This is a genomic window from Pseudoalteromonas xiamenensis (assembly GCF_030994125.1).
Taxonomy (GTDB): domain Bacteria; phylum Pseudomonadota; class Gammaproteobacteria; order Enterobacterales; family Alteromonadaceae; genus Pseudoalteromonas; species Pseudoalteromonas xiamenensis_B.
The window spans coordinates 576510-600021 of record NZ_CP099917.1; the positions used below are offsets into that span (position 1 = coordinate 576510).

Genomic DNA, 23512 nt, shown 5'->3' on the forward strand with positions numbered 1-23512 from the left:
TATCTAAAAACTTGGTCTGATCGTTAAGTTAATATTCTTCAATTGCTCGTACACGTCTCTGTCAGATGAAACAGGCAACGTTTCTGCGATGCGAATTGCCCGAAGCGCCGCATCACATACCAATGTCTCCCCACCTAACGGCTGTGCTTGAGTGACTAACCCGTTAAATGCAAGACGGAGGTTTAGTCGACATTCTTTACCTTTCATATTTTCATCAATTAACAGGTTTTGTTGTATACGTTGCATGATTAACGCTTTGTATTTATCTACTTCAGATAACACTTGTTGCTGACGAACCTTAGCTCTAGAAGCGGCTTCTCTTGCAAGTTGTTCTTGCAACATTTGTTCTTCTAATGCTTGTTGACGACGACGTTCTGCTTCCTCTGCCTTACGCTTTTCTTCGGCCGCTTTTTGTTTGCGTAATTCTTCCGCCTTTTTCAAGGCATCTTCTTCACGTTTACGTTTATCCGCCGCGACCTTCGCTGCTTTTTCCGCCTCGTCTTTTTCTTTTTGTGCCTTTAGCGCCTCTTCACGGCGTTTTTTCTCAATTGCCTTTGCTTTTTTGGCTTCAGCTTCTGCTTTTTTACGCTCCGCTTCTTTTTCTTTGCGCTCTTGTTCTAGCTTTTTAATGGTACGAGCTTCGGATTCTCGAGTGTCCCGTGCCTCTTTAGCTCTACGCTCGAGTTCACGTATGCGCGCTTCTTCTTGTCGTTTCTTCCGCTGCTCTTCGGCTTTTAACTCTGCAATTTTCTTTTCTACTGCTTGTTGGTCCACCGAAACGGCTTCTACTACTTTTTCTTCTTCAGGCAAATTAGGATTCAACACTACTTCCATGACAGTAGGTGTAGGTGCATGAAAATCAGCCGTGACAAAGAGCAATGCTGCGAGCGCACCGTGCAAACCAACGGATTTTAAAACACTGCTTTGCACCTACGACTCCTCGTCAAACGACTTTGTCATTAGACCCACAGAAGGAACACCTGCATTTTTCAAAAAGTCCATCAATAACAAAACTTCTTGATATGAAACCTTCCCATCGCCTTTTATCATGACCGGTGTATCTGGGTTTTGTTGCAATTTCAATTTAATGATGGCAGCAACTTCAACAGCATCCATTGGTTTTTCCGGGTCGGTTCCGACACTGACGTAGTAGCGTCCTTGAGCATCAATCGAAGCAATGATCGGCGGTGAATCTTTGGTGTCGACCAAGTCAGACTCTTCCATTTTTGGTAAGTCAACTTTCACACCGTGAGTGATAAGTGGCGCAGTTGCCATAAAGATAATAAGCAATACCAACATAACATCGATGTAAGGTACGACATTTATCTCCGCAACTTGTTTTCTTCTTTTACGCAGGTACATTTTGCTTAGCCTCTGCTTGCGCTGCTGCTTGGCGGTGTAGAATGTTAGCAAATTCTTCCATGAAATTGACGTAAAGATTTTCAAGCTTTTCTACATTTTTTGCATAGCGGTTATACGCCATAACTGCAGGGATCGCCGCAAACAAACCCATTGCCGTTGCAATAAGCGCTTCTGCGATACCCGGCGCGACCATTTGAAGCGTAGCTTGTTTGACCTGACCAAGTGCAATAAATGCATTCATAATCCCCCAAACCGTGCCAAAAAGACCGATATAAGGGCTTATCGAACCTACTGTTGCGAGGAATGAGAGACTTGACTCTAGTTTTTCAATTTCTCTTGAGAGCGCAACACGCATTGAACGGTTAGTCCCTTCAATAATAAGGCCTGCTGCGTTGATGCTGTTTTTTTGATGACGAGCGAATTCTTTAAAGCCTGCAACAAACAAAGCTTCTAATCCCTCTTGTTGACCATCACGAGCCGTTACTTCGTTATAAAGTTTACTTAGCTCCATTCCTGACCAAAAACGTTGTTCGAATTTTTTTGCGTTGCCTAGTGCGTTACCGATAACTGACTTTCTTTGAAAAATAATCGCCCAAGATGCAATGGACAGACCGACCAAAGTCAACATAACAAGTTGTACTAAAAAACTGGCTTTAAGAATAAGGTCGATAAAGTTAAGTCCAGATTCCACTTATAATTCTCCTACTAGGCTGATTGGCATATATTAAACCAATAGACTGAACGCTCTATGAAAGGTTCACTTAGTTTACCCAGCCAAACTCATCGTTACAACGCCAATACCGTGAATTCCAAACATTTAGCGACCAACCGCCGAATAAAGAGACGATATTTCTCCACCATGTTTTCGAGCTTTTATTTATTCACTGAATATGTATAAAACTCTACTTTTATGCATTCATCCTGAATATTTCACCAGATTCCGCTTTGGTCAGACCATTTTCCAACAATAATATTAATCCAGAGCAAATTTTAAGCATATGTTAATTTCTTTTACATACAACAACTTATATGCATTTTAGCTCATTATTCATTCACAGCTGCAAATCATACATTATTATTGATATTAGTTTTTTTAATTCGAAATAGAAATTTTTCTAGTTTGAACAATACGAAAATGATGCGTAATATACATCCTGTACTGAGCAGCAAGCATCATTGATGCTAAGCACAGTTGTTAGCAATATGATTACTGATTTGTCGTATTGTTGAGTTGAGCTACGTTTGGATAAAACCAAAAAGAACTTGACTCGTTCCCTGGATTACTTCCTTCAACTTGTTGTTTTGCCCGCATTTTTTGCGGGCTTTTTTTTTGCCTAAATTAATCCAACTCACTTTTTTCTTCTTATTCGCTTTTTGCTTCAATTACTCAGGTTGGATTCAATTTCGTTTGGAGTATTCTAATTCTTTGTAATAAAAAAGAAATTTGAAGAAGGGCGTAGCTAAAAGTTATTTTAGTGACCAAGCGGATTCGCAATTTCAACAGCTCATCTTTCATAAACCGCATTGAGTGATTTTTTGTTTGAATCACGCACAGGCTCATAGAAGGAAATTAATGTAGCGCTCCGCAAATTTGCGCTACATCATACTAAATGTTGTTAAACGGATTCAGGTTTTTGCAAGTCAAAATGAAGGTATGCCCTATCGGATACGATACGACCCCTTGGCGTTCTTTGAATGAAACCTTGTTGTATTAGAAAAGGTTCGATGACGTCTTCGATGGTCTCTCGCTCTTCACCAATTGCGGCGGCTAAGTTATCAAGGCCCACAGGACCGCCCATGAATTTCTCAATAATGGCAAGAAGATACTTTCTATCCATATAATCGAAGCCACAGCGATCCACATCCACCATATCCAGTGCAGCGTGAGCAATTTCTTGTGTTACACTGCCATCACCTTTTACTTGAGCATAATCTCGTACACGACGGAGTAAGCGATTTGCAATTCGTGGTGTGCCACGAGACCGCTTTGCTACCTCTTCTGCCCCTGCTAAGTTCATCTCCAACGCTAAAAAATGAGCTGAACGACTGACAATTTGCGTAAGATCCGCCACATTATAAAATTCTAGACGTTGAACGATACCGAAGCGGTCACGAAGTGGTGAAGTAAGAGAACCAGCTCGAGTGGTTGCACCAACAAGCGTAAAAGGAGGAAGATCTAATTTTATCGAGCGCGCAGCTGGGCCCTCTCCGATCATGATGTCAAGTTGGTAATCTTCCATCGCAGGGTATAAAATTTCTTCAACTTGTGGACTAAGGCGATGAATTTCGTCGATAAAAAGTACATCCCCTTCTTCTAAATTCGTTAGTAACGCAGCCAAATCCCCCGCCTTTTCAAGCACAGGTCCAGAGGTTGTTTTGATATTCACCTCGAGCTCATTCGCTACAATGTTTGCAAGTGTTGTCTTTCCCAATCCTGGCGGGCCAAAAATGAGTAAGTGATCGAGCGCTTCTCCGCGACTTTTTGCGGCTTCAATGAAGATTTCCATTTGCTTTTTAACATGGGGTTGACCGGTATAATCGCTCAATAATTTGGGCCGTATCGCTCGGTCTACAATGTCTTCTTGGCCTTTTATCGAGGCATCAATAAGACGATCTGCTTCAATCATTTTTCTCTCACATCATCGACTTTAACGCGTCTTTAATTATCGCTTCTGTACTCATTCCACTTACAGCGACTTTTTTCACTGCGTTTTGTGCCTGAGTAAGTTTATAACCTAACGCCACCAACGCGGCAACTGCATCGTCTTCTGGTAAATTTGCAACCGTTGGATCTTCCAGTGGTTGCAGTATCGAATCATCACTGAATGGCGTTAGTAGATCATTACCCCAATCTTTGAGCTTATCTTTCATTTCGAGTACAAGACGCTCTGCGGTTTTCTTTCCTACACCAGGGATCTTAACTAACGTTGACGCATCTTCATTATGTACACATTGGACAAACTGCTGGGCTGACATGCCAGATAATATCGCAAGCGCTAACTTGGGCCCGACACCATTTGCTTTAATCAACTCACGAAACAGCGAACGCCGCTCTTTAGTAACAAAACCAAAAAGCAATTGCGCGTCTTCACGTACAACAAAGTGGGTATAAACCGCAACTGCCTCACCTAATTTTGGTAATTCATAAAAACAGGTCATTGGTAAGGATACTTCGTAGCCGACGCCATTAACGTCAATCAAGATCTCTGGCGGTTGCTTTTCTAATAATGTACCGCTCAAACGTCCAATCATGTGTCACCTTTATTGTCTTAATCTACCTCGAACCGTTTTTGTGGCACTACCGGCCAAACGGATCAAACTTTGTTCTGAATGCGCATGGCATATCGCAACGGCTAACGCGTCAGCAGCATCAGCCTGGGGTGTACCAGGTAATTTCAAAAGCTGTTTTACCATGTGTTGTACTTGTTCTTTCTTTGCTGCACCAGTTCCTACCACCGCCTGCTTTATCTGACGTGCCGAATATTCATACACTGGAAGGTCTTGTACTGTCGCAGCGACGATCGCTGCACCTCTAGCCTGCCCGAGCTTCAAAGCTGAATCAGGGTTTCTGGCTAAAAATACTTGTTCAATTGCGAACGAATCAGGGGAAAACTGTTCAATGAGTTGACTTATTCCCTGATAAATCATCTTGAGACGCGTCGGAAAGTCAAACTCACCTACTTTGATGCAGCCACTTCCAAGGTATTGAAACTTATTACCTTGATAAGACACTACACCGTAACCTGTTAATCTCGAGCCAGGGTCAATTCCAAGTACAATAGCCACATTACCCTCTCATCTCGACATACCGAATTCAAAAATTGGACTCAAATTCATCAATTTTATTGTAGACAGAACATCTCATCTACCTGCCGAGTTGTTGTTGTTCTTCTAAAAAGATTCGTAAACATAATGCCGTAATACTGTATGAATTACCAGTAACTTTACCACAGACACAAAAAAGGCGACCTAAGCGTCGCCTTTTTATTCAAAATTAGGTCGATTACTCTACAGCGTCTTCTGAACTCGCAATCGCAACTGCAATGGCTAATTCTTTTAACGCTTCCGGGTTTGCGACACTTGGTGCGTTTGTCATCAAACAAGAAGCTTGCGTGGTTTTCGGAAACGCAATCACGTCACGAATGTTATCTGTTCCACAAAGTAGCATAACCAGACGGTCAAGACCGAATGCTAAGCCCGCATGTGGTGGAGTACCATATTTGAGCGCTTCAAGTAAGAACCCAAACTTATCTTGTTGTTCTTGCTCGTTAATGCCCAAAATACGGAACACGGCCTGTTGCATTTTGTTGTTATGAATACGAACAGAACCACCGCCCACTTCGTAACCATTCAACACCATATCGTACGCGTCTGATAGCTGGTTTGCCGGATTCGCTTCTAACTCTTCGGCTGTGATGCCTTTTGGCGCTGTAAATGGATGGTGTACAGCGTGCAAGTTACCTTCGTCGTCTTCCTCAAACATTGGGAAGTCAACAACCCAAAGCGGCGCCCACTGATCTAAACGTGTTAATTCAAAATCAAGACCAAGCTTGATACGCAATGCGCCTAACGCTTCATTCACAACGTTACGCTTATCTGCGCCAAATAACAAAATATCACCTGTTTGCGCGTTAGTACGCTCAAGCAACCCATTGATTACATCTTCCGTTAAGAACTTCGCGATTGGCGATTGAATACCGTCAACACCCTGTGCGAGGTCATTCACTTTTAACCACGCTAGACCTTTCGCACCGTAAATACCAACAAACTTTGTATAGTCGTCGATTTGTTTACGTGACATTACAGCACCACCAGGTACTTTGATCACTGCAACACGACCTTTCTCGTCATTTGCAGGCGCTGAAAGCACTTTAAACTCAACGTCTCTAACTAAATCTGCGACATCCACAATTTCTAACGGGTTACGTAGGTCCGGCTTGTCTGAGCCAAATCGGCTCATCGCTTCGCTGTATGGCATCACAGGGAACTGGCCGAGATCCACGTTTTTGAATTCGAGCAACATTTCACGGATCATTTTTTCCGTAATTGCACGCACTTGATCAGACGTCAAAAATGACGTCTCGATATCGATCTGAGTAAACTCTGGTTGACGGTCAGCACGCAAATCTTCATCACGGAAACATTTAACGATTTGATAATAACGGTCGAAACCGGACATCATCAGCAATTGCTTAAATAGCTGTGGTGATTGTGGCAACGCGTAAAAACTACCTTTGTGAACACGACTTGGTACCAAATAATCACGAGCACCTTCTGGTGTTGCTTTCGTAAGTACTGGCGTTTCAATATCTAGAAACTCGTTCGAATCAAGGTAGCGACGTACGAAGCTGCTCGCTTTTGCACGCAATTTGATGCGATCGCTCATTTCTGGGCGACGGAGGTCTAAATAACGATACGTTAAGCGACGCTCTTCTGAGTTTTGCTGGTTAAAATCAAGCGGTAATGGCTCTGAGCGGTTCACGATTGTTAAATCAGTACCAAGGATTTCCACCTCGCCAGTCGCCATGTCTTTGTTCACTTGGCTATCTGGACGCGCGCGTACTACGCCTTTAATTTGAACACAGAACTCTTGACGAAGCGCATTTGCTTTATCCATCAATCCTTCAACTTCTGGATCGAAAACAACTTGCACGATACCTTCACGATCGCGAAGATCTACGAAGATAAGACCACCAAGGTCACGACGTTTGTTGATCCAACCACATAATTCAACCTGTTGGTCTACATGCGATTTATTAAGTTTTCCGCAGTATATAGAGCGCATAATCTTCCTGTTCAACTGTCCCCAAGTTCAAATGCTTGGACATTATCAAATAAAAATATCCGCCAATTATATAAAACTGGTTAGTAAAGTCATCTTAATTGCCCACAAGAAAGCGAAAAAACGCGAACATAATTGCGAATTTTGTTAACCTTTCTGAAAATCGATTGTTTAGACACGCTATGTTGTATTTAGGCTGCCCACAGTGGAGCAGTAATCACTGGAAAGGAAACTGTTTTAGTAAACACGTTAAAGCAAAGGACATGTTGCACGAGTATGCGCAAGTCTTCAATTCCGTAGAAGGAAATACGACGTTTTACGCGGACCCACAAGCGAGTACTATTCAAAACTGGTATGACTCTGTACCCGAAGACTTTCGCTTTACCTTTAAACTACCCAAGCGTTTCAGCCATGAATCTGGGTTGCGACCCGATAAACACGCGCTACTTGATTGGTTTAAACTCATGGCTCCACTTTTGCCAAAACTTGGACAAGTCATGTTGCAACTTCCAGCCAGTGTTGGCCCTCAACATGTTGATTTACTTTTCCAATTTATCAAACTTATTCCTGACGAGTTTCCTCTGGCGCTTGAAGTCAGGCACCCTCTATTTTTTAAAAAGGGTGAAGAGGAGCGGAAACTAAATCGATTACTGATTGACCAAAAAATTAATCGCATCATTATGGATACAAGGCCATTGTTTAGTGAAGCGCCTTCCACACCTGCCATAATCGACGCTCAACGAAAAAAACCGCGTCTTCCTGTAAACGTGATAGCCACGTCAACTTCACCAATTGTTCGATTTGTGGGTTGTGATACGCGTATCGATAATCGCGCATTCTATTCACCGTGGCTTGATAAAATTAGGGCATGGTTACAACAAGGCAAGTCACCGTATGTGTTCTTTCATACAGCCGATAATATCGATTCGCCATTTCTTGCACGCCAGTTCATTCAAGATTTGGGCATAGAACATCAGGTGTTATCGCCCTTTCCCGCAGAAAAAGAGATACGGCAGGACTCGCTGTTTTAGAACCCTATGAACTTAGGTTAGAATAACACGCAATTCAGAACGTCGGGATCCCGCTATTTTATGTTCACAAGGTTTAACTATGTCTTTCAAGCAGTACTTTTTACACTATCCTGAATCTCTGCAGACGCAAATTATTCAATTAATTGAACATGATGAGAGTCTTGTAAATTACTTTCAAAACAAGTATCCAAAAGCTCACGAAATTAAGAGCGATAAATTGTTGTTTGATTATTCGAACGACTTCAAACAGCGATTTCTAAAAAATACACCGCGAATGGATTCTGTTGCGTATAAAAAACAATCAGATTTAGTTAAAAATGCGCTAGGGACACACACCTTTAAACGCCAACAACATGGCGGGAAACTAAAAGCTAAACACCATATTGCTATTGCAGGTCAACTTCGCACTGCCCCCGAAGCTTTATTACGCTGTTTAGTGGTTCACGAGTTGGCGCACTTCAAAGAGCTTGATCACAACAAAGCATTTTACCAACTATGCTGCCACATGACACCGGACTATCACCAACTTGAACTCGACCTCCGGTTATTTCTAGTCCTTGAGCAAAAACAACTGAGTTTCTACGAATAGCCATACAAAATCAGCTTCAAACTGTCATAAATAAAGCCTAAGTCTGTTTTGCAACCGCAATATGCGCATAAAAAAAGAGCGATAAACGCTCTTTTTGTATGGATACTTTAAAGCCCAAGTTCTGCCATAAAGTCATCATCAGCGGAATCTTCCACATCATTGCTTGCCGCTTTTGACTTTTTATCTTGATTCTTTTTCGCTTGGTTCGCGATGATAGTATCTGGGTCTACCGATTCTGCAATGTCAAAATCATGTAGTTTTATAAATTCCGTTTTATCCATTGCAAGTTCTAAATAGAAAATGTTTTGGTTTTGCGTCGTAAACGTCACGCGGCGAGCTTGTGGTCTGTCCATGGTTGTATCAACCGAAATCTGAACTTGTTTAGTAATCGCCATCATTTTGGGTTGGTTTTGCGTAATAGACGTATGTAACTGTTCGCGAACTTTATTTGTAAAATCACCGACGATCTGGTTCATCAATTCACCCATCACGTTAGACACGTCGTCTGACAAATGGCTCTGTGCAATTTCTTCCTCTGGCATACCCATGCTGCGCATGTAGTCCTGATAAATCTCCATTGCAGCTTGAGCGGTAAAGTTTGTTACAACGAGTCCTGTAAAGCCACCGTCGAATAATACGAAGCAACCGATATCTGGACGCATACATGTGCGAGTGATTTTCTGTACCATCGCTGAGTAGCTAATCGAATTACCGGATGCAGAGGACAAAACCTCAGTCACTGAGTGGCATAACGTTGAAAGAATATCTTCTGTGGTGATCACTTTGCTTCTCGACATCTGTTATCTCTTTTTGATCTTATTGTTAATACTAGCCAAGCTTATCAATTTATCACTGACTATCCAGAATAAAATGCTAAAATAACGCGATTATTTACAAAGAGAGATGCATTGTGACCGGCAAAGACAGTATTTATGCCCACGAGCAGACTGTAAAAGACTTCACTTTCGACCAACACGTCGTTGAAGTGTTCCCAGATATGATCCAACGTTCAGTACCTGGCTACGCAACGATTGTCAGCACGATGGGCAAACTTGCAGGTATGTACGCCCAAAGTAACTCCAATCTTTACGACCTTGGGTGTTCACTCGGTGCAGTAACGTTGAGTATGCGACGTAATATTGCAAAAGAAAATTGCAAGATTATTGCAATCGACAACTCAGAAGCAATGGTTGAACGTTGTAAACTCCATCTGCAGGGGTTTCGTTCAGATGTCCCTGTTCAAGTCGAGCTTGGCGATATAAATGACGTTGCAATAAGTAACGCCAGCGTGGTCGCCATGAACTTTACGCTGCAATTTATTGCCCCAGAACAACGTGTTGAGCTGCTTAAGAAGATATATGACGCATTAAAGCCTGGTGGTGTATTGTTGTTGAGTGAGAAAATTCGTGGTGAAGACGGTTTTAATGACAACCTACTGATTGATTTACATCATGACTTCAAACGTGCCAATGGCTATTCAGAACTAGAAATAAGCCAAAAACGCACGGCAATCGAAAACGTGATGATCACGGATAAACTCAGTGCACATCACGAACGCCTAACGTCGATTGGCTTTAAACAAGTCCAAGTTTGGTATCAATGTTTTAATTTCTGCTCATTAGTTGCAGTTAAGTAATACAGGTAATAAAACATGCAAGATTGGTTTAACGACTTTTATGCTGCAATCGCAAAAACATCATTATCGCATTGGCTAAATACGTTACCTAGCCAATTGACCCACTGGAAAAATGAAGCCCAACATGGCGAATGGCCACAATGGGAAAAAGTGCTAAAAAATCTTCCAGTGACGAGCACGAAGCATGTAAATGTGAACGATAAAGTTGAGATTGGCCTCGCCGAGGAAATTTCTGACGGCCAACAAAAGCAACTCACCCATTTATTGACACGTTTAATGCCATGGCGCAAAGGTCCTTTCTTTTTGCACGGTATTCACATTGATACTGAATGGCGCAGTGATTGGAAATGGGATCGTGTATTACCACATGTTAGTCCGCTCAAAGGTCGCCAAGTATTAGATATTGGTTGCGGCTCTGGTTATCACCTATGGCGAATGCGCGGAGAAGGTGCTGAACTCGTCGTCGGTATCGATCCGTCTGATTTATTTTTAGCACAGTTCCAAACGATTAAACATTTTAACCAAGACCCTCAGGTTCACTTCTTGCCGCTTGGTGTAGAACAATTACCTGAGCTTAAAGCCTTTGACACGGTATTCTCCATGGGTGTGTTATACCATCGTCGATCACCAATCGACTTTTTGGCACAATTAAAAGCTCAGCTAAGAAAAGAGGGTGAATTGGTACTCGAAACCTTAGTGGTAGAAGGCGATGCGCACACCGTATTGGTCCCAACCGATCGCTATGCCAAAATGCGAAATGTGTGGTACATCCCAAGTTGCGATGCATTAACATTGTGGTTAGAGCGCGTTGGTTTCAAAAATGTTCGCGTCGTCAACAAAGATGTGACATCTCTTGATGAGCAACGCAGTACAGATTGGATGCAAACAGAGTCTCTCAAAGACTTCCTCGATCCAAGTGACCACACTAAAACCATCGAAGGCTACCCTGCTCCACTACGTGCAGTATTTATAGCAGAGGCGTAAGCATCTAAATGGGCCGCCTTTTTGCGGCCTTTCCATTTATCTTCCAATCTTATGATATTCCTATATATTCCTATATATTCATGTTGGCATTTATGCATGACTCACCAAGACTAGAGGAAAAATAACAGCAATAAGGAAAATCGATGACCTTCGGCCAATACATAAAACAATTGAGAACTGACAAAGCATACAGCCAACCGGAACTCGCACTGAAAATGAATGTTGAACAAAGTTATTTATCAAAGTTAGAAAACGATAAATCCGTTCCATCCAATGATGTCTTTCGCAAGCTCCTCGCTGCATTAGATATGGACATCACCGTATTTATGCAAGGAATAGAAAACTGTGGTTTTAGACACGAACTGCATCAAATCCCAGACATTGAGATGTGGTCACGAGCTCACTCAACTAGACAACAGCTTTCAAAAAAACAGTGGCTAAGTGCAGCAATTGCGTCTATCGCGATTGGTGGCGCCTTGTTATTTAGCGGTTATGAAAAGATCTTTTTCTCTGAAACGCAATATGAATATGTCTCTGACGGGATATTACTCGATGGGGAACCATTACAGGTATTTACCCACTGGAGAACGCTTGTCGTCCCTTTCGAAGAAAACGGCCACATTGAAAAAGTAGACCAATATCGCAGACAATTCGCACAGCGCCTAGATCCCAAGTCAAAATTGCTATTCGCCTACCGTGGTGAAAGTTTTGTTGAAACCGATGAGCAAGGTCGCCGTTATTACGTGGAGGAAACCAAAAAACAAAAACAAGTAGCTCGTACTGAGAACGCTTGGATGCAGTTTATTGGCGTACTTTTTATAATTGCAGGCAGTGCTATGGGCGTATTGCAAAGAGCTTGGTTTAAACCATAAAAAAGGGGCTTGATGAGCCCCTTTTAATTTGTTTTGTGATACAAATTTATTTCATTATTTTGGTGTTGCAGTCACGTTGAGTGTAATGCCGCTTGATGCGCTGTAACCATAGATATCAATGTACCATGTACCTGATTGTGGGTTAGTGAAGCTACAAGACTCTGTGTTGCCGTTTTTGTATGGACGACAGTCGTAGTTAGACGTTGTAGATTGTGCACCGTGCGTTACATATAGATCCGCGTCGCCTGTACCACCAGACATTGCGATGTTAAGGTCAGCGTAACCATCCGCTAAGTCAACAGTGTAACGTTTCCAAGCGCGACGACTTACCGCCACATCGCTAATTGTTTCGTTAATTGGTTGAGCTGTACCTGGGTTAGTGCCTGTGTCTTCATCAAAACTTGCAACTAGATTAATACCAGCGAATGCACTGTAGCCCTTTAACATCACGTGGTAAACACCACCTGACTGAGTAAGTGAACAAGACTCGTTGTTACCACTTTCGTATGGACGACAATCGTAACTAGACGTTGTAGGTGCAGAACCAAATTTAACATAAAGATCCGCGTCACCTGTGCCACCTGACATTGCTACTTTTACGTTAGTTGCACCTTGAGGTACTGTAAACGTAAACAGCAGTTCTTCGTTCTTCGCACCAGCTAGACCTGATTTAGCTACGCCATTTTCAAGTTCAGAACCCGTTGTTGGTGGAGGTGTAACATCACCAGAGCAGCCGTTTGCAGTGATGTAATCGATCGCAGCTTTAGTTTGTACTAAACCATAACCAAATTTAACATCTCGGCCTGCAGCACCTAAGTCTTGCGCCGTAGCTGTTAGCACAGTGCGAATTTCAGACGCTGTACAGCTTGGGTGGTGGCTCCACACAAGTGCTGCAACACCCGCAACGTGCGGAGAGGCCATCGATGTACCACTCATCTTTCCATAGTTACCTGGACCAATGTTCAATGTTGCAGACATACCGATTTGACCAAGTAGTGTTGCACCATCTGTATCAGAAACCGTAACTGCAGGAATAGACGTCGCGTTTGTATCACCTAAAGTACCACCGAAGCTACCCGCTGCGTTGTTATAGATAATCGCGCCAACACCACCGCTATCTTGACAGTTTTTAACTTTGTCGTGGAATGAGATATTACCACGTTGAATTAAACAGATTTTGCCGCTAGCACCGCCGTCCACAGATTCACCTGTCGCCAAGTTGTACAGCGCAGCCATTGCAGAACCTTGGTTTTCCATCGCATTTGATTCAAATGACGAAGAACCAACTTTCAATTCAACAACAGAGCCATCGCCTTCTGGGTAGGTTGAATATACATCAACACCCGGTGCTGCGATTTCTACTTGTGAGTTCTTTTGAGAGAAGTCAGCAAGTTCTTTATTGCTGTCGACTGCAGCTACAGACATAACAGAGTCATATGATGCTGGGTAGCTCATCACATCTGTTGTTTTCGTTGCATCGCCATCGTTACCAGCTGCAGCGATTAGTAGCATACCAGCATCTGCAGCCGCTTGAATTCCGTTTTTCTCTGTTGTGCTTGAACCCGCACCACCAAGACTCATGTTAACAACATCGGCGCCTGCAGCTTTACATTTGTTGATTGCCGATACTAAATCAGATGAGTAACCCCAGCCTTCTGCGTTAAACACTTTAATGATGTGCATTGATGGGTCAGTACCAATGACACCACGTACGCCAATACCGTTATTTAGTGCGGCAATAGTACCAGCAACGTGTGTACCGTGTGGGCCGCCGTTGTCATACCAGTTACCTGTACCGCTATCATTAGTACCTGAAATTGTACCACCTTTCGCACCCATGTCTTCATGAGGAAGATCTAGGCCTGAATCGATGATACAAATTTTCTTACCACCTGCAGCAGCTGAAGCAACGCTGTCGTCAACTTGGTCCGCTTGAACCATGCTGATGCCGTACGGCTGACTTTGCGCCATTAAACGGCGTGGTAAATCTTCTTCTACGTACTCAACGGCACTGTCATTTTGTAATTTTGACAATTGCGTTGCATCAAGCTCAGCTACAAATAGGTTTAAATCTGATTTGAAATGTCCATTTTTGATGCCAAGAGTTGCCATTTTTAAATCAGCTACCTTTGCCATCGCTCCTTGCGCATTTTTACCTAGTGAAGACACTTGGTCTTTGTATTTAACAATGAAGCGCTTTGGTAAAGGAGACTTAACAGAAGCAACTGTTAAATTCTCTTTTACAAATTCACCATTTGTTTGTGCTTGAATTGACGCTGATACAGCCATAGAAAGTGCTGTAACGGCGAATAGTACGTGTTTGTTATTTTTATTAGTCATCATAATGAACATTTCCAACTTGTTATTGCGTTCGAACAGAAAACTATCAGAACGAAAACAAAATTAACATCTCGACAACAGCGATTTTGTAAACAAATGTCAACAGAACTTACATCCAAACTTAACAAAACAAACATAAAACTTTAATATTCATAGAGATATATTTAGACTTTATACTTTAAATTTTCTCACTAATTCTCATTCTTAAACATCGCCACGCTGAATTTGTAAAATCTTAACGATTTTTATTAACAAATTGCGGACATATATCCTTGTTTGTATATCACACACTATGAAATCAACTAGCCCCTGCCTCGCAACTGTAGTAAAATGCCCGCGTTTCTAAGCAACCCCATTAATTTTTGAGGAAAACCTGTGAGCGAACAAAAACAGTCTCTTAGCTACAAAGACGCCGGTGTAGATATCGATGCTGGTAACGCATTGGTTGAGCGAATTAAAGGTGTAGTAAAACGCACACGTCGCCCTGAAGTACTTGGCGGCATTGGCGGTTTTGGTGCTCTTTGTGAAATTCCAAAAGGCTATCAAGAACCTGTTTTAGTAGCTGGCACTGACGGTGTTGGCACTAAATTGCGTTTAGCTCTTGATCTTAAAAAGCACGACACTGTCGGTATCGACCTAGTTGCTATGTGTGTAAACGACCTAATCGTTCAAGGTGCAGAACCCCTCTTCTTCCTTGACTACTATGCAACGGGTAAGTTAGATGTTGATACAGCAGCTGACGTCGTTGCTGGTATTGGTAAAGGCTGCGAATTAGCAGGCTGTTCATTGATTGGCGGCGAAACGGCTGAAATGCCTGGCATGTACGAAGGCGATGACTATGATATCGCTGGTTTCTGTACTGGTGTCGTTGAAAAATCTAAAATCATTGACGGTTCAAAAGTTAATGCTGGAGACCAGCTTATCGCGCTTGCATCAAGTGGCCCACATTCAAACGGCTATTCACTGATCCGTAAAGTATTGGAAGTTTCAGGTGCTGATACAAACAGTGAACTTGAAGGCAAAGCCCTTTCTGCCCACCTACTTGAGCCTACGCGTATCTATGTAAAGTCAGTACTTGAGCTGTTGAAAGACGTTGATGTTCATGCCTTATCTCATATTACTGGTGGTGGTTTCTGGGAAAATATTCCTCGTGTATTACCAGAAACAGCAAAAGCTGTTGTAAATGGCGCAAGCTGGAATTGGCCGGTTATTTTCAACTGGTTACAAGAGAACGGCAACATCACGACACATGAGATGTATCGTACGTTTAACTGCGGTGTAGGTATGATTTTAGCTGTATCAGCAGACAAACTTGCGCAATCACTAGAGATTTTGCAAGCACAAGGTGAAACAGCTTGGCATATAGGCGAAATTCAAACGCGCAACGGTGACGAAGAGCAAGTTGAAATTCACGGTGGTGCTCAATAATGCCCCCAATCCGAATCGTTGTATTGATCTCGGGTAGCGGTTCCAATTTGCAAGCCATCATTGATGGCTGCAAATCTGGCCAAATTAACGGCAGCATCGCTGCCGTTATCAGTAACAAAGCAGACGCCTATGGCCTGACCCGTGCAAAGCAAGCTGATATTCATTCGGAAGTATTGGATCATAAAGCATTTGCTTCACGAGACGCTTACGACAGTGCCCTTGCAGACGTTATTAATCAATTTTCCCCTGATCTGGTTGTATTAGCCGGATTTATGCGTATTCTAACACCTAACTTAGTGCAAAAATTTAAAGGAAAAATGTTGAACATTCATCCATCTTTGTTGCCTAAGTATCAGGGGCTGAATACCCACCAAAGGGCAATTGACGCAAATGACGCTGAACACGGTGTTAGCGTACACTTTGTGACTGAAGAATTAGATGGTGGACCTGTAATCGTACAGGCCAAAGTAGCCATAGAACCTAATGAAACAGCGCAAAGCCTTGCTGAAAAAGTACATGTTCAAGAACATGTCATTTATCCTTTGGTGGTCCAGTGGTTCAGTGAACATAGACTAACAATGGAAGCAGAACATGCAGTTCTTGATAACCAAGTTGTACCAGCACAAGGCGTTAACTACCCATAAAAATAAACAACGCGTCTTGGCTTTAAGCTTAGGCGCGCTTTTCTTCTCTTCTTTGCCTTTCACGCTAAGCGCTTCTGAACTTCAGCCTTATAAAGCTGACTATAATATTATGCGCAAAGGTAAAATTCATGGCGAAGCAAAGAGAGAACTGGAAAAAGCATCGGATCAAACGTACGTACTGAAATATTCCAGCAATATTGAATGGATGATTTTCTCCGATGAGCGTACAGAAGAGACAACTTTCCTCTATCAGAATGATAAGATCTATCCAACGAGCTATTCGATGGTTCGTGAGGGCACAGGACCTGACAAATCGTATAAAATTGACTTCAACCGAATTGAAAAATCAATTACCCACAGTGACAAAAAGTTTCCGTTAAAAGTCGATTGGCGAGAGGACTGGCAAGATTTATTAAGCTATCAAACTCAGCTTCGTCTTGATGTAAAAGCGGGTAAGACAAAAGTGAGTTATCCTATCATTGGTAAGGAAGGCGACGAAAAGAATTACGAATTCGAAGTCGTTGGCACGGAAACGATTACGCTACCTATCGGCAATTTTGAGACGATCAAAGTTAAACGTATTTATGATAACGATAAACGACAAGTTTATGTTTGGTTCGCACCAAGCTTAGATCATATGTTGGTTCAGCTATTCAAAGGTAAGGATGGGGTTGAACAATTCCAAATTCAACTGAAACACTTTAACAACGAATCAGTAAACATTTAAATGATAGAGGCCAAAGTAAATTTGGCCTCTATCATTACGACCTAAAATCGTCAAAATACTTTTTCACCCAGTTTGAAGATTACGGCTTCACCTGGTGACATTTTTTGCCATGCTTCATCGTTCGTAAGTGGTCGAGTTGCAATCACCGTTACAACATCATTTGGCGTTGTCTCTTTTTGAAAATCAATCACGACATCGGCATCAATCAATGTTGCTTTGCCAAAAGGAGCTCTCCGTGTGATCCAATGTAAGTTATTGCTGCAAAAGGCCAGCACGTAAACACCATCGGTGAACAACATGTTGAACACACCTTTATCTCGCAATCTATTTGCAAGTTTTGCCGCATACTTAAAAACGCTAAGCATGTTAGTTGGTCGCTTCGGGTATTTCTCGCGAATTTGATCTAAAATCCAACAGAAAGCAAGTTCACTGTCCGTGTTTCCTACTGGCTTATACCAATCAGTCAGTAAGTCTTGATAATTTGATAACTGCCCGTTGTGTGCAAACGTAATTTCTCTTCCCCACAACTCTCGAGTAAAAGGATGTGTGTTTTCTAAACAAACTCGACCTCGATTACCCTGACGTATATGACTTATCACCGATACGCTTTTGATCGGATACGCTTTGACAAGTTTCGCTATTTCAGATGAGCAACTTGGTTCTGGGTCTTTAAACGTGCGACATCCTTTGCCTTCATAAAACGTAATCCCCCAGCCATCACGGTGTGGGCCCGTATTCCCTCCTCGTTCTAGTAGACCAGAAAAGCTAAAACAGATATCAGTAGGCACATTAGCCGACATCCCTAACAATTCACACAATGCAATATTACTCTTTATTATTAATAGGTTAAAACAGCTAGAAAGGCCTAAGAACCACTTTGGTCATACTCAAATTGCCAGCCTTTAATCGTATTGATTATCCTGCTCGATACAAGTTTAATTCTAACTTGATTGTAACCCTGACAAGCACTGATAATTTAACCAGTAATGAGTCATAATCTCGACGTTTAGTTTGGTTGGTAAATAGTCACGATTCAAGCCGACAAAATTGCCGTGCAATCGACACTCTATGAAGCGTCCTGCGCTTGGCGATTGTACCGCCAGAAGTGTGCGAACGGATAAGCACTGGTTGAGAACAATGTCGCTGCGTGTAGTGTGAGAACGGTTGTTTTATAAAAAGGCATTAATCCATCAAAACCGTAAATTCCTCGAGCTACAAACTGCGTTGCTTCAACGGAACAAATCAATACGGATAACACCAAATTCAACCGCGCAAGTGGAGATAACGCAAAACCTCCAATCCAATGGAACGCGACGAGTGTTAACATAAATCCACATTCCATAACAAACATTGATAAATAGAACAGCTGCCTTAACGCCATCTTTTCCATATCTAGAGCAAGAATATAATCTCTAACTATGTCACTCGAAATCGGAAAAATAGTGACGCACACCGCAACGATAAAACAGCTATGTAGTAGTGTATCTGAACGAGTTTGAATTATGCTTTTGCCAGCAAAATAAAGCATTTTAAAACTGTGATAGCTCAAGGCAACCAACGCAACGTATGCAACCAACTCCAAGACAGTAATTAACCTACCCAACACTGCTAACATGTTATTGAACATCGTGGTATTCCTATACTACTTATCTAACTCCGCCTGCGACTTCCCAACGCTCAATTCAGATAGGCTAATGCCATCAACTTTCTCTTTTCGCGGAGCAACGAATGGAAAAGTGACGTCGAGACCATGACGCTCCTAAGTCATTGCAAACTGTTCTACCACGCAGGTCACTCACATGCGTTTTAGCAAAGAAACGGAAAATGTTAATTTTATGGTTCCATATTAACAACAAAAACCGTCACTGACATCCAAAATACTCTACGCAGTCATATTTTTATTATTTTCAATGTACTACATGGAAACTTAGATTACGAAGGGTTCATTTTCTGCTTTGAATTATTATCCTTAATTCAATCCATGCAATTTACGTAGGAACGGAAACCGTCACTCGCCACCTATTTTGCGGACGCAACTGCTTTATTTGGAATATCACCGATTTAAAGCTAACTTTGTTTTAATCAGCACGGTTAAAAGCTGAGCGCTTCTAGATTATTCCTCTTCCTATCAATTCGCTTGCTCAAATTTTCTCGCCAAGGTAAATGCCAAGTCATTTGTAATAAATGCATTCGGAATGTTTGCGATGATAAGCGCAAGCTCAACCACCGGCAGCGAGGGTAATTTAGCGTGTTCAACTTTAACGAGTGGAGATTTGCAGCTAATGTCCGCCATAGCACCAATTGCTTGGTTTTCTAGAATGACAGACTTTTGTGCACTGAAGCTCTGACTCATAAGTACAATATTAAAAGGGGTCGCTAACTTTATTAACCCTTCAATGGCGGCTTGGTGAAATTTACAGTCTTTTTCAAATACGGTGATTGGAATGACATCACGTTCAATCAATATCGAATTCTTTAGTCCCGCCCAAATTCCCTGTCCTCTAAGCAACAAGAATCCTTCTTCTGAGGCAGGCACTCGACTTACGATCGCGAGGTCAAGCTGGCCGGAATCCAACATAATTCTCAATTGATAGCTCGGCCCACACACTACCTGTATTTCTATCTCGTCGAAAGTATCGTTTAGAACGTTGACTAGTTTTGGTAGAACAGCATCGACGTAATCATCTGGGCAGCCTACGCGAACAACATGCTTGATTGATTTATTTTTAACTGCCAATAACGTTTCATCATGCAAGCTGACTAAGCGTCGGGCGTACCGTGCCAATTGCTGCCCTTCGGCGGTTAAATTTAAATTACGACCATTTTTTAAGAAAATCGGTTTGCCGAGTTCCATCTCAAGCTTTTTCATCTGCATGCTAATAGCAGCTTGCGTGCGAAACGCTTGTTTTGCCGCTCGTGTGATACTGCCCGTTTCAACAAAAGCGAGTAAAGAACGTAGTGATTCAATATCCATAAGTAACTCTAATACGTTGCATAACTTTAATCAGATAGTGGTTCTTCACCATTATAAGTAAAGTAGGATCACTTTCTACAACAAGGAACTGAAAATGAAACTTTTTATCGCCAATAAAAACTACTCTAGCTGGTCGTTAAGAGCGTGGTTAATTCTCAACAAATTAGATATAAAACACGAAGAGATTGTGTTGAAGCTTTTTACCAAGGCGTTTTACCAATCGCTTCAAGGTATCGCAGCTAACTCAAAAGTCCCTGCTATACAAGATGGAGATATCACCGTGTGTGAATCTCTTGCAATCGGTGAATATATAAGTGAAGCTTATTGCTCAGGCGCAGGATGGCCAAGCTCCGTAGCCGATAGAGCGAAAGCTCGTGCGCTGAGCGCTGAAATGGTAAGTAGTTTTACGGCACTGAGAAATGCGATGCCGATGAATATCCGAGCAAATCGTCGCGTTGACATTACCGTCTCTGTGCAAAAAGACATTTCGAGAATCAACGAAATATTCAGCCAAAACAGTCATTACGAAGGAGGATGGTTATTTGGTGATTGGTCAATCGTTGACGCCATGTATGCCCCTGTTGTGTTGCGCTTTAAAACCTATGGTGTGTACCTAAGTCCTCAAGCACAGCAATATTGTAATCATGTACTAAGTTGCCCGACGCTCAAACGATGGATTGACGCGGCTCTTGAAGAAACCGACATTGTTCCAGAAGATGAAGCAGGGGAAGAGTATGTATAGCGCTTTATCCAACAAGTCTCATGGTTAAAGCCTTACATGTTCAGCTAAGAATTGTATGATAGAAGTTTGCAGTTTCGCCTAACTCTCTTTATGGTAGAAAAGCTGGTTGAATAAATATCACTCAACACAGCGATGACTAATTAGTGATTAATAAGGAGATAAAAATGTTACTACGTTTAAAATTAAACAAAAAAAACGTCAAAAATCTTTTAGGCAACAAAAAAACACTACCAATTAAACAGACGCCAGCGATAGGTGGAGGTACGGATATTTCAATGGATGGCAACTGCAGTACTGTCCATACAAAGTAGAATCCAAACAAACTAGACAAGAGGGGCAATCAGCCCCTCTATGTACATTCCTTCCCATTTCAAATTTAATTCACACACTACAAAGAAATCGATTCACCCTCATTCAATATGTAAACAGGTACCTTACTGTCTAATTGTTCTTTCATATACAGTAGTCTTTTTAATGGAGCATGAGCACTGACGTCCCCCATGCCCCAACTATTATTTCCATAGCCCCAAGGGATCATCACTTTACAACCTAACTCTTGCGCCGCGACAAGTGCATCTTCGGGCGTAGTGTGAACATACCGATACCAATTCCCTTCTTCAGGATGATAATAAGACGCGATGGGCAGCAAACAAATGTCAATTTCTCCATACTTTTCCTGAATGTCCTTGAAATGTTTCGAATAGCCAGTGTCTCCTGCGAAATAAAGTGTTTTCCCTTGATGCTCAAATACCCATCCACCCCACAGTGTCTTTCCGTAGTCACTATATAAAAAGGGTACCCACATTCGGTTGCTAAAGTGGTTGGCAGGTACAAAGTGAATGTTAACCTCGCCTAGCGTGGTCTGTGCATACCAAGACATCTCGGTGATGTTGTAGCTGCCAGATGGAAAATAATCTGAAAATTGAAGTGGGACGAAATAGTTTGGTTTAGTGCCTATAGCTTGAATATCAGATTTATTAAAATGGTCGTAATGAATATGTGAGTAAAAAACTGCATTTACAGCTTCAAGTTCCGAAGTTGTAGGCCAATTTGGTGTATTTCGAGTCTTCCCTCCACTCGCCACGAATGCCCAATTCACAGGCCAATCAAACTGCCCGCTTACAGGGTCTAAAAGCCAAGTTTGTTTGTCTTGTGTTTTAATAAGAAAACTAGCGTGTCCCAGCCATTGAACAGTAAATTGAGTTTGTAAGAGAGGTGATAATTGCTGGCCAATGTAATGGCACCTGTCGCTCGGCTCTTCACACATTAAGTCGGGGTGCGCTGGATAGCAGTTCTCTTCACAAGTAACTGGATAAGCTTTTTTACCCGGATAAGCGTTACTAAATATTTCTTCGCTTTGTGCACTTTCTGCGTATTTTACAGGATAATTCTCGTTATTAATGATGGTAACTTGGTGTTGGCTCGCACAGCCCACCAATAACATGAATACCATAAAGTGATGAAATTTCACCAAGAATTCCCTATTGTTAATTTTTTATCATTAAATCAGAGCGACCAAGCAATTGCTACAACAATGCTAAAGCAACACTTTTTTGGGTAACTACTAAGTAAAATTTCAAACCAATCATCGGGTATTGTCATTAGTCTTTTTGGAAAATCCCGACTATAGTGTGACTTACACTTTTGGGTAAGTTCTGGCAAGATAGAGTCATAGGTACACGCCTAACTTAAAAGAAAAACAACAATTTATGATCTTTTCTCAGGGAGTAATACATGTCTTTAGAAATTAATTTAGAACTAACTGATGCTGATTTAGCTCACTTCCGTCATTTAATGGATGCTGCAATTGCAAAATCTGAACAGCTCTCAAATGAGGAAATTATTTCTCGCGCAAAGGCATTAGTTGAGAAAATGGAAAGCGCTCCACTTCCTGAATTCGTTCAGTCTCGTTTAATGTCGTTAAGTGCATTAATCAATGCGGTTCAAGATGAAGAATGGCAAATGCCGGAAGATGAAAAGAAAGAAATCATGACCTCGTTAGCGTACTTTAGTGAACCTGAAGACATTGTCCCTGATCACGTGCCTGTCATTGGCTACCTTGACGATGCAATCATGATTGAACTCGTACTGCAAAACCTGTCTTTGGATTTAAAAGCCTACCGCGAGTTCTGTGGTTTCCGTGCGACAGAAGAAGCCCGCAGAGGTGAAGCCGCAAATGTAAATCGTGAAAACTGGCTAGCCGGTACACGAGCTCAAATCCGCTCGTCAATGCGCCGAAACCGTTCGGGTGCTAAGCGTCCATCATTCTTCTCTCGCATAATGTAATCTCCTTTTTACAAAGACGCCGCTGACTCAAATTGACGGTGGTGTCTTTGTCCTCACACCGAGCTAAGTTTAGCTATACTTTAGATTCCAATCGTCCTTGAACCAACCGCGTTGC

At 42.0% G+C, this 23512-nt stretch carries 24 protein-coding genes; 11 read left to right on the plus strand and 13 right to left on the minus strand.

Going from position 1 to position 23512, the window contains the following annotated elements:
* Positions 1 to 3: 3 nt before the first annotated feature.
* The 7 genes from tolA to aspS form a co-directional block, all read right to left on the minus strand.
* A complete protein-coding gene (tolA, locus tag NI389_RS02595) occupies positions 4 to 930 on the minus strand; it encodes a cell envelope integrity protein TolA (RefSeq protein ID WP_308361442.1) in 927 nt (308 codons plus the stop codon).
* Positions 931 to 1362: a protein TolR gene (gene tolR / locus NI389_RS02600; RefSeq protein WP_308361443.1), complete on the minus strand. Its 432-nt coding sequence runs from the start codon at positions 1360 to 1362 to the stop codon at positions 931 to 933.
* Positions 1349 to 2053, minus strand: a complete 705-nt coding sequence (gene tolQ, locus NI389_RS02605; protein ID WP_208843516.1) for a protein TolQ — start codon at positions 2051 to 2053, stop codon at positions 1349 to 1351. The genes tolR and tolQ overlap by 14 nt, the downstream gene beginning before the upstream one ends.
* A 925-nt stretch (positions 2054 to 2978) precedes the next feature.
* Complete coding sequence (gene ruvB, locus NI389_RS02610) at positions 2979 to 3989, minus strand: Holliday junction branch migration DNA helicase RuvB (RefSeq protein ID WP_308361444.1); 1011 nt, start codon at positions 3987 to 3989, stop codon at positions 2979 to 2981.
* Between the two features lie 7 nt (positions 3990 to 3996).
* Positions 3997 to 4614: a Holliday junction branch migration protein RuvA gene (gene ruvA, locus NI389_RS02615; protein WP_308361445.1), complete on the minus strand. Its 618-nt coding sequence runs from the start codon at positions 4612 to 4614 to the stop codon at positions 3997 to 3999.
* Positions 4615 to 4623: 9 nt separating this feature from the next.
* Entirely contained in the window at positions 4624 to 5148 is a 525-nt protein-coding gene (gene ruvC / locus NI389_RS02620) for a crossover junction endodeoxyribonuclease RuvC (protein WP_208843519.1), read from the minus strand.
* A 217-nt stretch (positions 5149 to 5365) separates the two neighbouring features.
* Positions 5366 to 7147, minus strand: coding sequence for an aspartate--tRNA ligase (aspS, locus tag NI389_RS02625; RefSeq protein WP_308361446.1), 1782 nt, complete (start codon positions 7145 to 7147; stop codon positions 5366 to 5368).
* 179 nt (positions 7148 to 7326) lie between these two features.
* Between aspS and NI389_RS02630 the strand changes: the two genes are divergently transcribed.
* Entirely contained in the window at positions 7327 to 8175 is an 849-nt protein-coding gene (locus tag NI389_RS02630; RefSeq protein WP_308361447.1) for a DUF72 domain-containing protein, read from the plus strand.
* A 79-nt stretch (positions 8176 to 8254) separates the two neighbouring features.
* Positions 8255 to 8764: a M48 metallopeptidase family protein gene (locus NI389_RS02635; protein ID WP_308361448.1), complete on the plus strand. Its 510-nt coding sequence runs from the start codon at positions 8255 to 8257 to the stop codon at positions 8762 to 8764.
* 107 nt (positions 8765 to 8871) lie between these two features.
* On the opposite strand, the gene NI389_RS02640 is transcribed toward NI389_RS02635, so the two are convergent.
* Positions 8872 to 9561 (minus strand): DUF3334 family protein, encoded by a 690-nt coding sequence (locus NI389_RS02640; RefSeq protein ID WP_208843523.1) that lies wholly within the window; start codon positions 9559 to 9561, stop codon positions 8872 to 8874.
* Positions 9562 to 9674: 113 nt separating this feature from the next.
* Between NI389_RS02640 and cmoA the strand changes: the two genes are divergently transcribed.
* From cmoA to NI389_RS02655, 3 genes are all read left to right on the plus strand, one after another.
* Complete coding sequence (gene cmoA, locus NI389_RS02645) at positions 9675 to 10400, plus strand: carboxy-S-adenosyl-L-methionine synthase CmoA (protein ID WP_308361449.1); 726 nt, start codon at positions 9675 to 9677, stop codon at positions 10398 to 10400.
* A 15-nt stretch (positions 10401 to 10415) separates the two neighbouring features.
* A complete protein-coding gene (gene cmoB / locus NI389_RS02650; RefSeq protein ID WP_308361450.1) occupies positions 10416 to 11384 on the plus strand; it encodes a tRNA 5-methoxyuridine(34)/uridine 5-oxyacetic acid(34) synthase CmoB in 969 nt (322 codons plus the stop codon).
* A gap of 143 nt (positions 11385 to 11527) precedes the next feature.
* Positions 11528 to 12256, plus strand: coding sequence for a helix-turn-helix domain-containing protein (locus tag NI389_RS02655; protein ID WP_308361451.1), 729 nt, complete (start codon positions 11528 to 11530; stop codon positions 12254 to 12256).
* A gap of 54 nt (positions 12257 to 12310) precedes the next feature.
* On the opposite strand, the gene NI389_RS02660 is transcribed toward NI389_RS02655, so the two are convergent.
* The gene (locus tag NI389_RS02660) at positions 12311 to 14599 is read right to left on the minus strand and encodes a S8 family serine peptidase (protein ID WP_308361452.1); all 2289 of its coding nucleotides are present in this window, start codon (positions 14597 to 14599) and stop codon (positions 12311 to 12313) included.
* A gap of 372 nt (positions 14600 to 14971) precedes the next feature.
* On the opposite strand from NI389_RS02660, the gene purM reads away from it, so the two are divergent.
* From purM to NI389_RS02675, 3 genes are read left to right on the plus strand one after another with little or no spacing between them, the layout of a single operon-like run.
* Positions 14972 to 16024, plus strand: coding sequence for a phosphoribosylformylglycinamidine cyclo-ligase (purM, locus tag NI389_RS02665; RefSeq protein WP_308361453.1), 1053 nt, complete (start codon positions 14972 to 14974; stop codon positions 16022 to 16024).
* The gene (gene purN / locus NI389_RS02670; protein WP_308361454.1) at positions 16024 to 16668 is read left to right on the plus strand and encodes a phosphoribosylglycinamide formyltransferase; all 645 of its coding nucleotides are present in this window, start codon (positions 16024 to 16026) and stop codon (positions 16666 to 16668) included. The genes purM and purN overlap by 1 nt, the downstream gene beginning before the upstream one ends.
* Entirely contained in the window at positions 16616 to 17395 is a 780-nt protein-coding gene (locus NI389_RS02675) for a DUF3108 domain-containing protein (protein WP_308361455.1), read from the plus strand. Before purN ends, NI389_RS02675 begins: the two co-directional genes overlap by 53 nt.
* A gap of 50 nt (positions 17396 to 17445) precedes the next feature.
* Here NI389_RS02675 and NI389_RS02680 read toward each other — a convergent pair whose 3' ends face one another.
* The 3 genes from NI389_RS02680 to NI389_RS02690 all read right to left on the minus strand — a co-directional run bounded on the left by NI389_RS02680 (position 17446) and on the right by NI389_RS02690 (position 20369).
* Positions 17446 to 18213, minus strand: a complete 768-nt coding sequence (locus tag NI389_RS02680; protein WP_308361456.1) for a class II glutamine amidotransferase — start codon at positions 18211 to 18213, stop codon at positions 17446 to 17448.
* Between the two features lie 248 nt (positions 18214 to 18461).
* A complete protein-coding gene (locus tag NI389_RS02685; protein ID WP_308361457.1) occupies positions 18462 to 19022 on the minus strand; it encodes a hypothetical protein in 561 nt (186 codons plus the stop codon).
* A gap of 501 nt (positions 19023 to 19523) precedes the next feature.
* Positions 19524 to 20369, minus strand: coding sequence for a LysR family transcriptional regulator (locus NI389_RS02690; protein WP_308361458.1), 846 nt, complete (start codon positions 20367 to 20369; stop codon positions 19524 to 19526).
* A 94-nt stretch (positions 20370 to 20463) separates the two neighbouring features.
* Here NI389_RS02690 and NI389_RS02695 point away from each other — a divergent pair, with 94 nt between their 5' ends.
* Together NI389_RS02695 and NI389_RS02700 are read left to right on the plus strand one after the other, a co-directional pair.
* Entirely contained in the window at positions 20464 to 21111 is a 648-nt protein-coding gene (locus NI389_RS02695; protein ID WP_308361459.1) for a glutathione S-transferase, read from the plus strand.
* Positions 21112 to 21275: 164 nt separating this feature from the next.
* On the plus strand, positions 21276 to 21422 hold the full coding sequence (locus tag NI389_RS02700; protein ID WP_308361460.1) for a hypothetical protein: 147 nt from the start codon (positions 21276 to 21278) through the stop codon (positions 21420 to 21422).
* A gap of 77 nt (positions 21423 to 21499) precedes the next feature.
* Here the strand turns inward: NI389_RS02700 and NI389_RS02705 are convergent, their stop codons facing one another.
* Positions 21500 to 22582 (minus strand): MBL fold metallo-hydrolase, encoded by a 1083-nt coding sequence (locus NI389_RS02705; protein WP_372588611.1) that lies wholly within the window; start codon positions 22580 to 22582, stop codon positions 21500 to 21502.
* A gap of 263 nt (positions 22583 to 22845) precedes the next feature.
* Here NI389_RS02705 and NI389_RS02710 point away from each other — a divergent pair, with 263 nt between their 5' ends.
* The gene (locus NI389_RS02710; protein ID WP_208843534.1) at positions 22846 to 23397 is read left to right on the plus strand and encodes a YkvA family protein; all 552 of its coding nucleotides are present in this window, start codon (positions 22846 to 22848) and stop codon (positions 23395 to 23397) included.
* Positions 23398 to 23512: the final 115 nt, after the last annotated feature.

Excerpts from the sequence above, each read along its gene's own strand:
- NI389_RS02655 (WP_308361451.1), top strand. The coding sequence starts at position 11,528 with ATGACCTTCGGCCAATACATAAAACAATTGAGAACTGACAAAGCATAC.
- aspS (WP_308361446.1), bottom strand. The coding sequence starts at position 7,147 with ATGCGCTCTATATACTGCGGAAAACTTAATAAATCGCATGTAGACCAA.
- NI389_RS02660 (WP_308361452.1), bottom strand. The coding sequence starts at position 14,599 with ATGATGACTAATAAAAATAACAAACACGTACTATTCGCCGTTACAGCA.
- NI389_RS02685 (WP_308361457.1), bottom strand. The coding sequence starts at position 19,022 with ATGTTCAATAACATGTTAGCAGTGTTGGGTAGGTTAATTACTGTCTTG.
- NI389_RS02710 (WP_208843534.1), top strand. The coding sequence starts at position 22,846 with ATGTCTTTAGAAATTAATTTAGAACTAACTGATGCTGATTTAGCTCAC.
- cmoB (WP_308361450.1), top strand. The coding sequence starts at position 10,416 with ATGCAAGATTGGTTTAACGACTTTTATGCTGCAATCGCAAAAACATCA.
- ruvA (WP_308361445.1), bottom strand. The coding sequence starts at position 4,614 with ATGATTGGACGTTTGAGCGGTACATTATTAGAAAAGCAACCGCCAGAG.
- tolR (WP_308361443.1), bottom strand. The coding sequence starts at position 1,362 with ATGTACCTGCGTAAAAGAAGAAAACAAGTTGCGGAGATAAATGTCGTA.
- NI389_RS02700 (WP_308361460.1), top strand. The coding sequence starts at position 21,276 with ATGTTACTACGTTTAAAATTAAACAAAAAAAACGTCAAAAATCTTTTA.
- NI389_RS02630 (WP_308361447.1), top strand. The coding sequence starts at position 7,327 with ATGTTGTATTTAGGCTGCCCACAGTGGAGCAGTAATCACTGGAAAGGA.
- NI389_RS02675 (WP_308361455.1), top strand. The coding sequence starts at position 16,616 with ATGCAGTTCTTGATAACCAAGTTGTACCAGCACAAGGCGTTAACTACC.
- ruvB (WP_308361444.1), bottom strand. The coding sequence starts at position 3,989 with ATGATTGAAGCAGATCGTCTTATTGATGCCTCGATAAAAGGCCAAGAA.
- NI389_RS02640 (WP_208843523.1), bottom strand. The coding sequence starts at position 9,561 with ATGTCGAGAAGCAAAGTGATCACCACAGAAGATATTCTTTCAACGTTA.
- purN (WP_308361454.1), top strand. The coding sequence starts at position 16,024 with ATGCCCCCAATCCGAATCGTTGTATTGATCTCGGGTAGCGGTTCCAAT.
- NI389_RS02690 (WP_308361458.1), bottom strand. The coding sequence starts at position 20,369 with ATGGATATTGAATCACTACGTTCTTTACTCGCTTTTGTTGAAACGGGC.
- NI389_RS02695 (WP_308361459.1), top strand. The coding sequence starts at position 20,464 with ATGAAACTTTTTATCGCCAATAAAAACTACTCTAGCTGGTCGTTAAGA.
- NI389_RS02635 (WP_308361448.1), top strand. The coding sequence starts at position 8,255 with ATGTCTTTCAAGCAGTACTTTTTACACTATCCTGAATCTCTGCAGACG.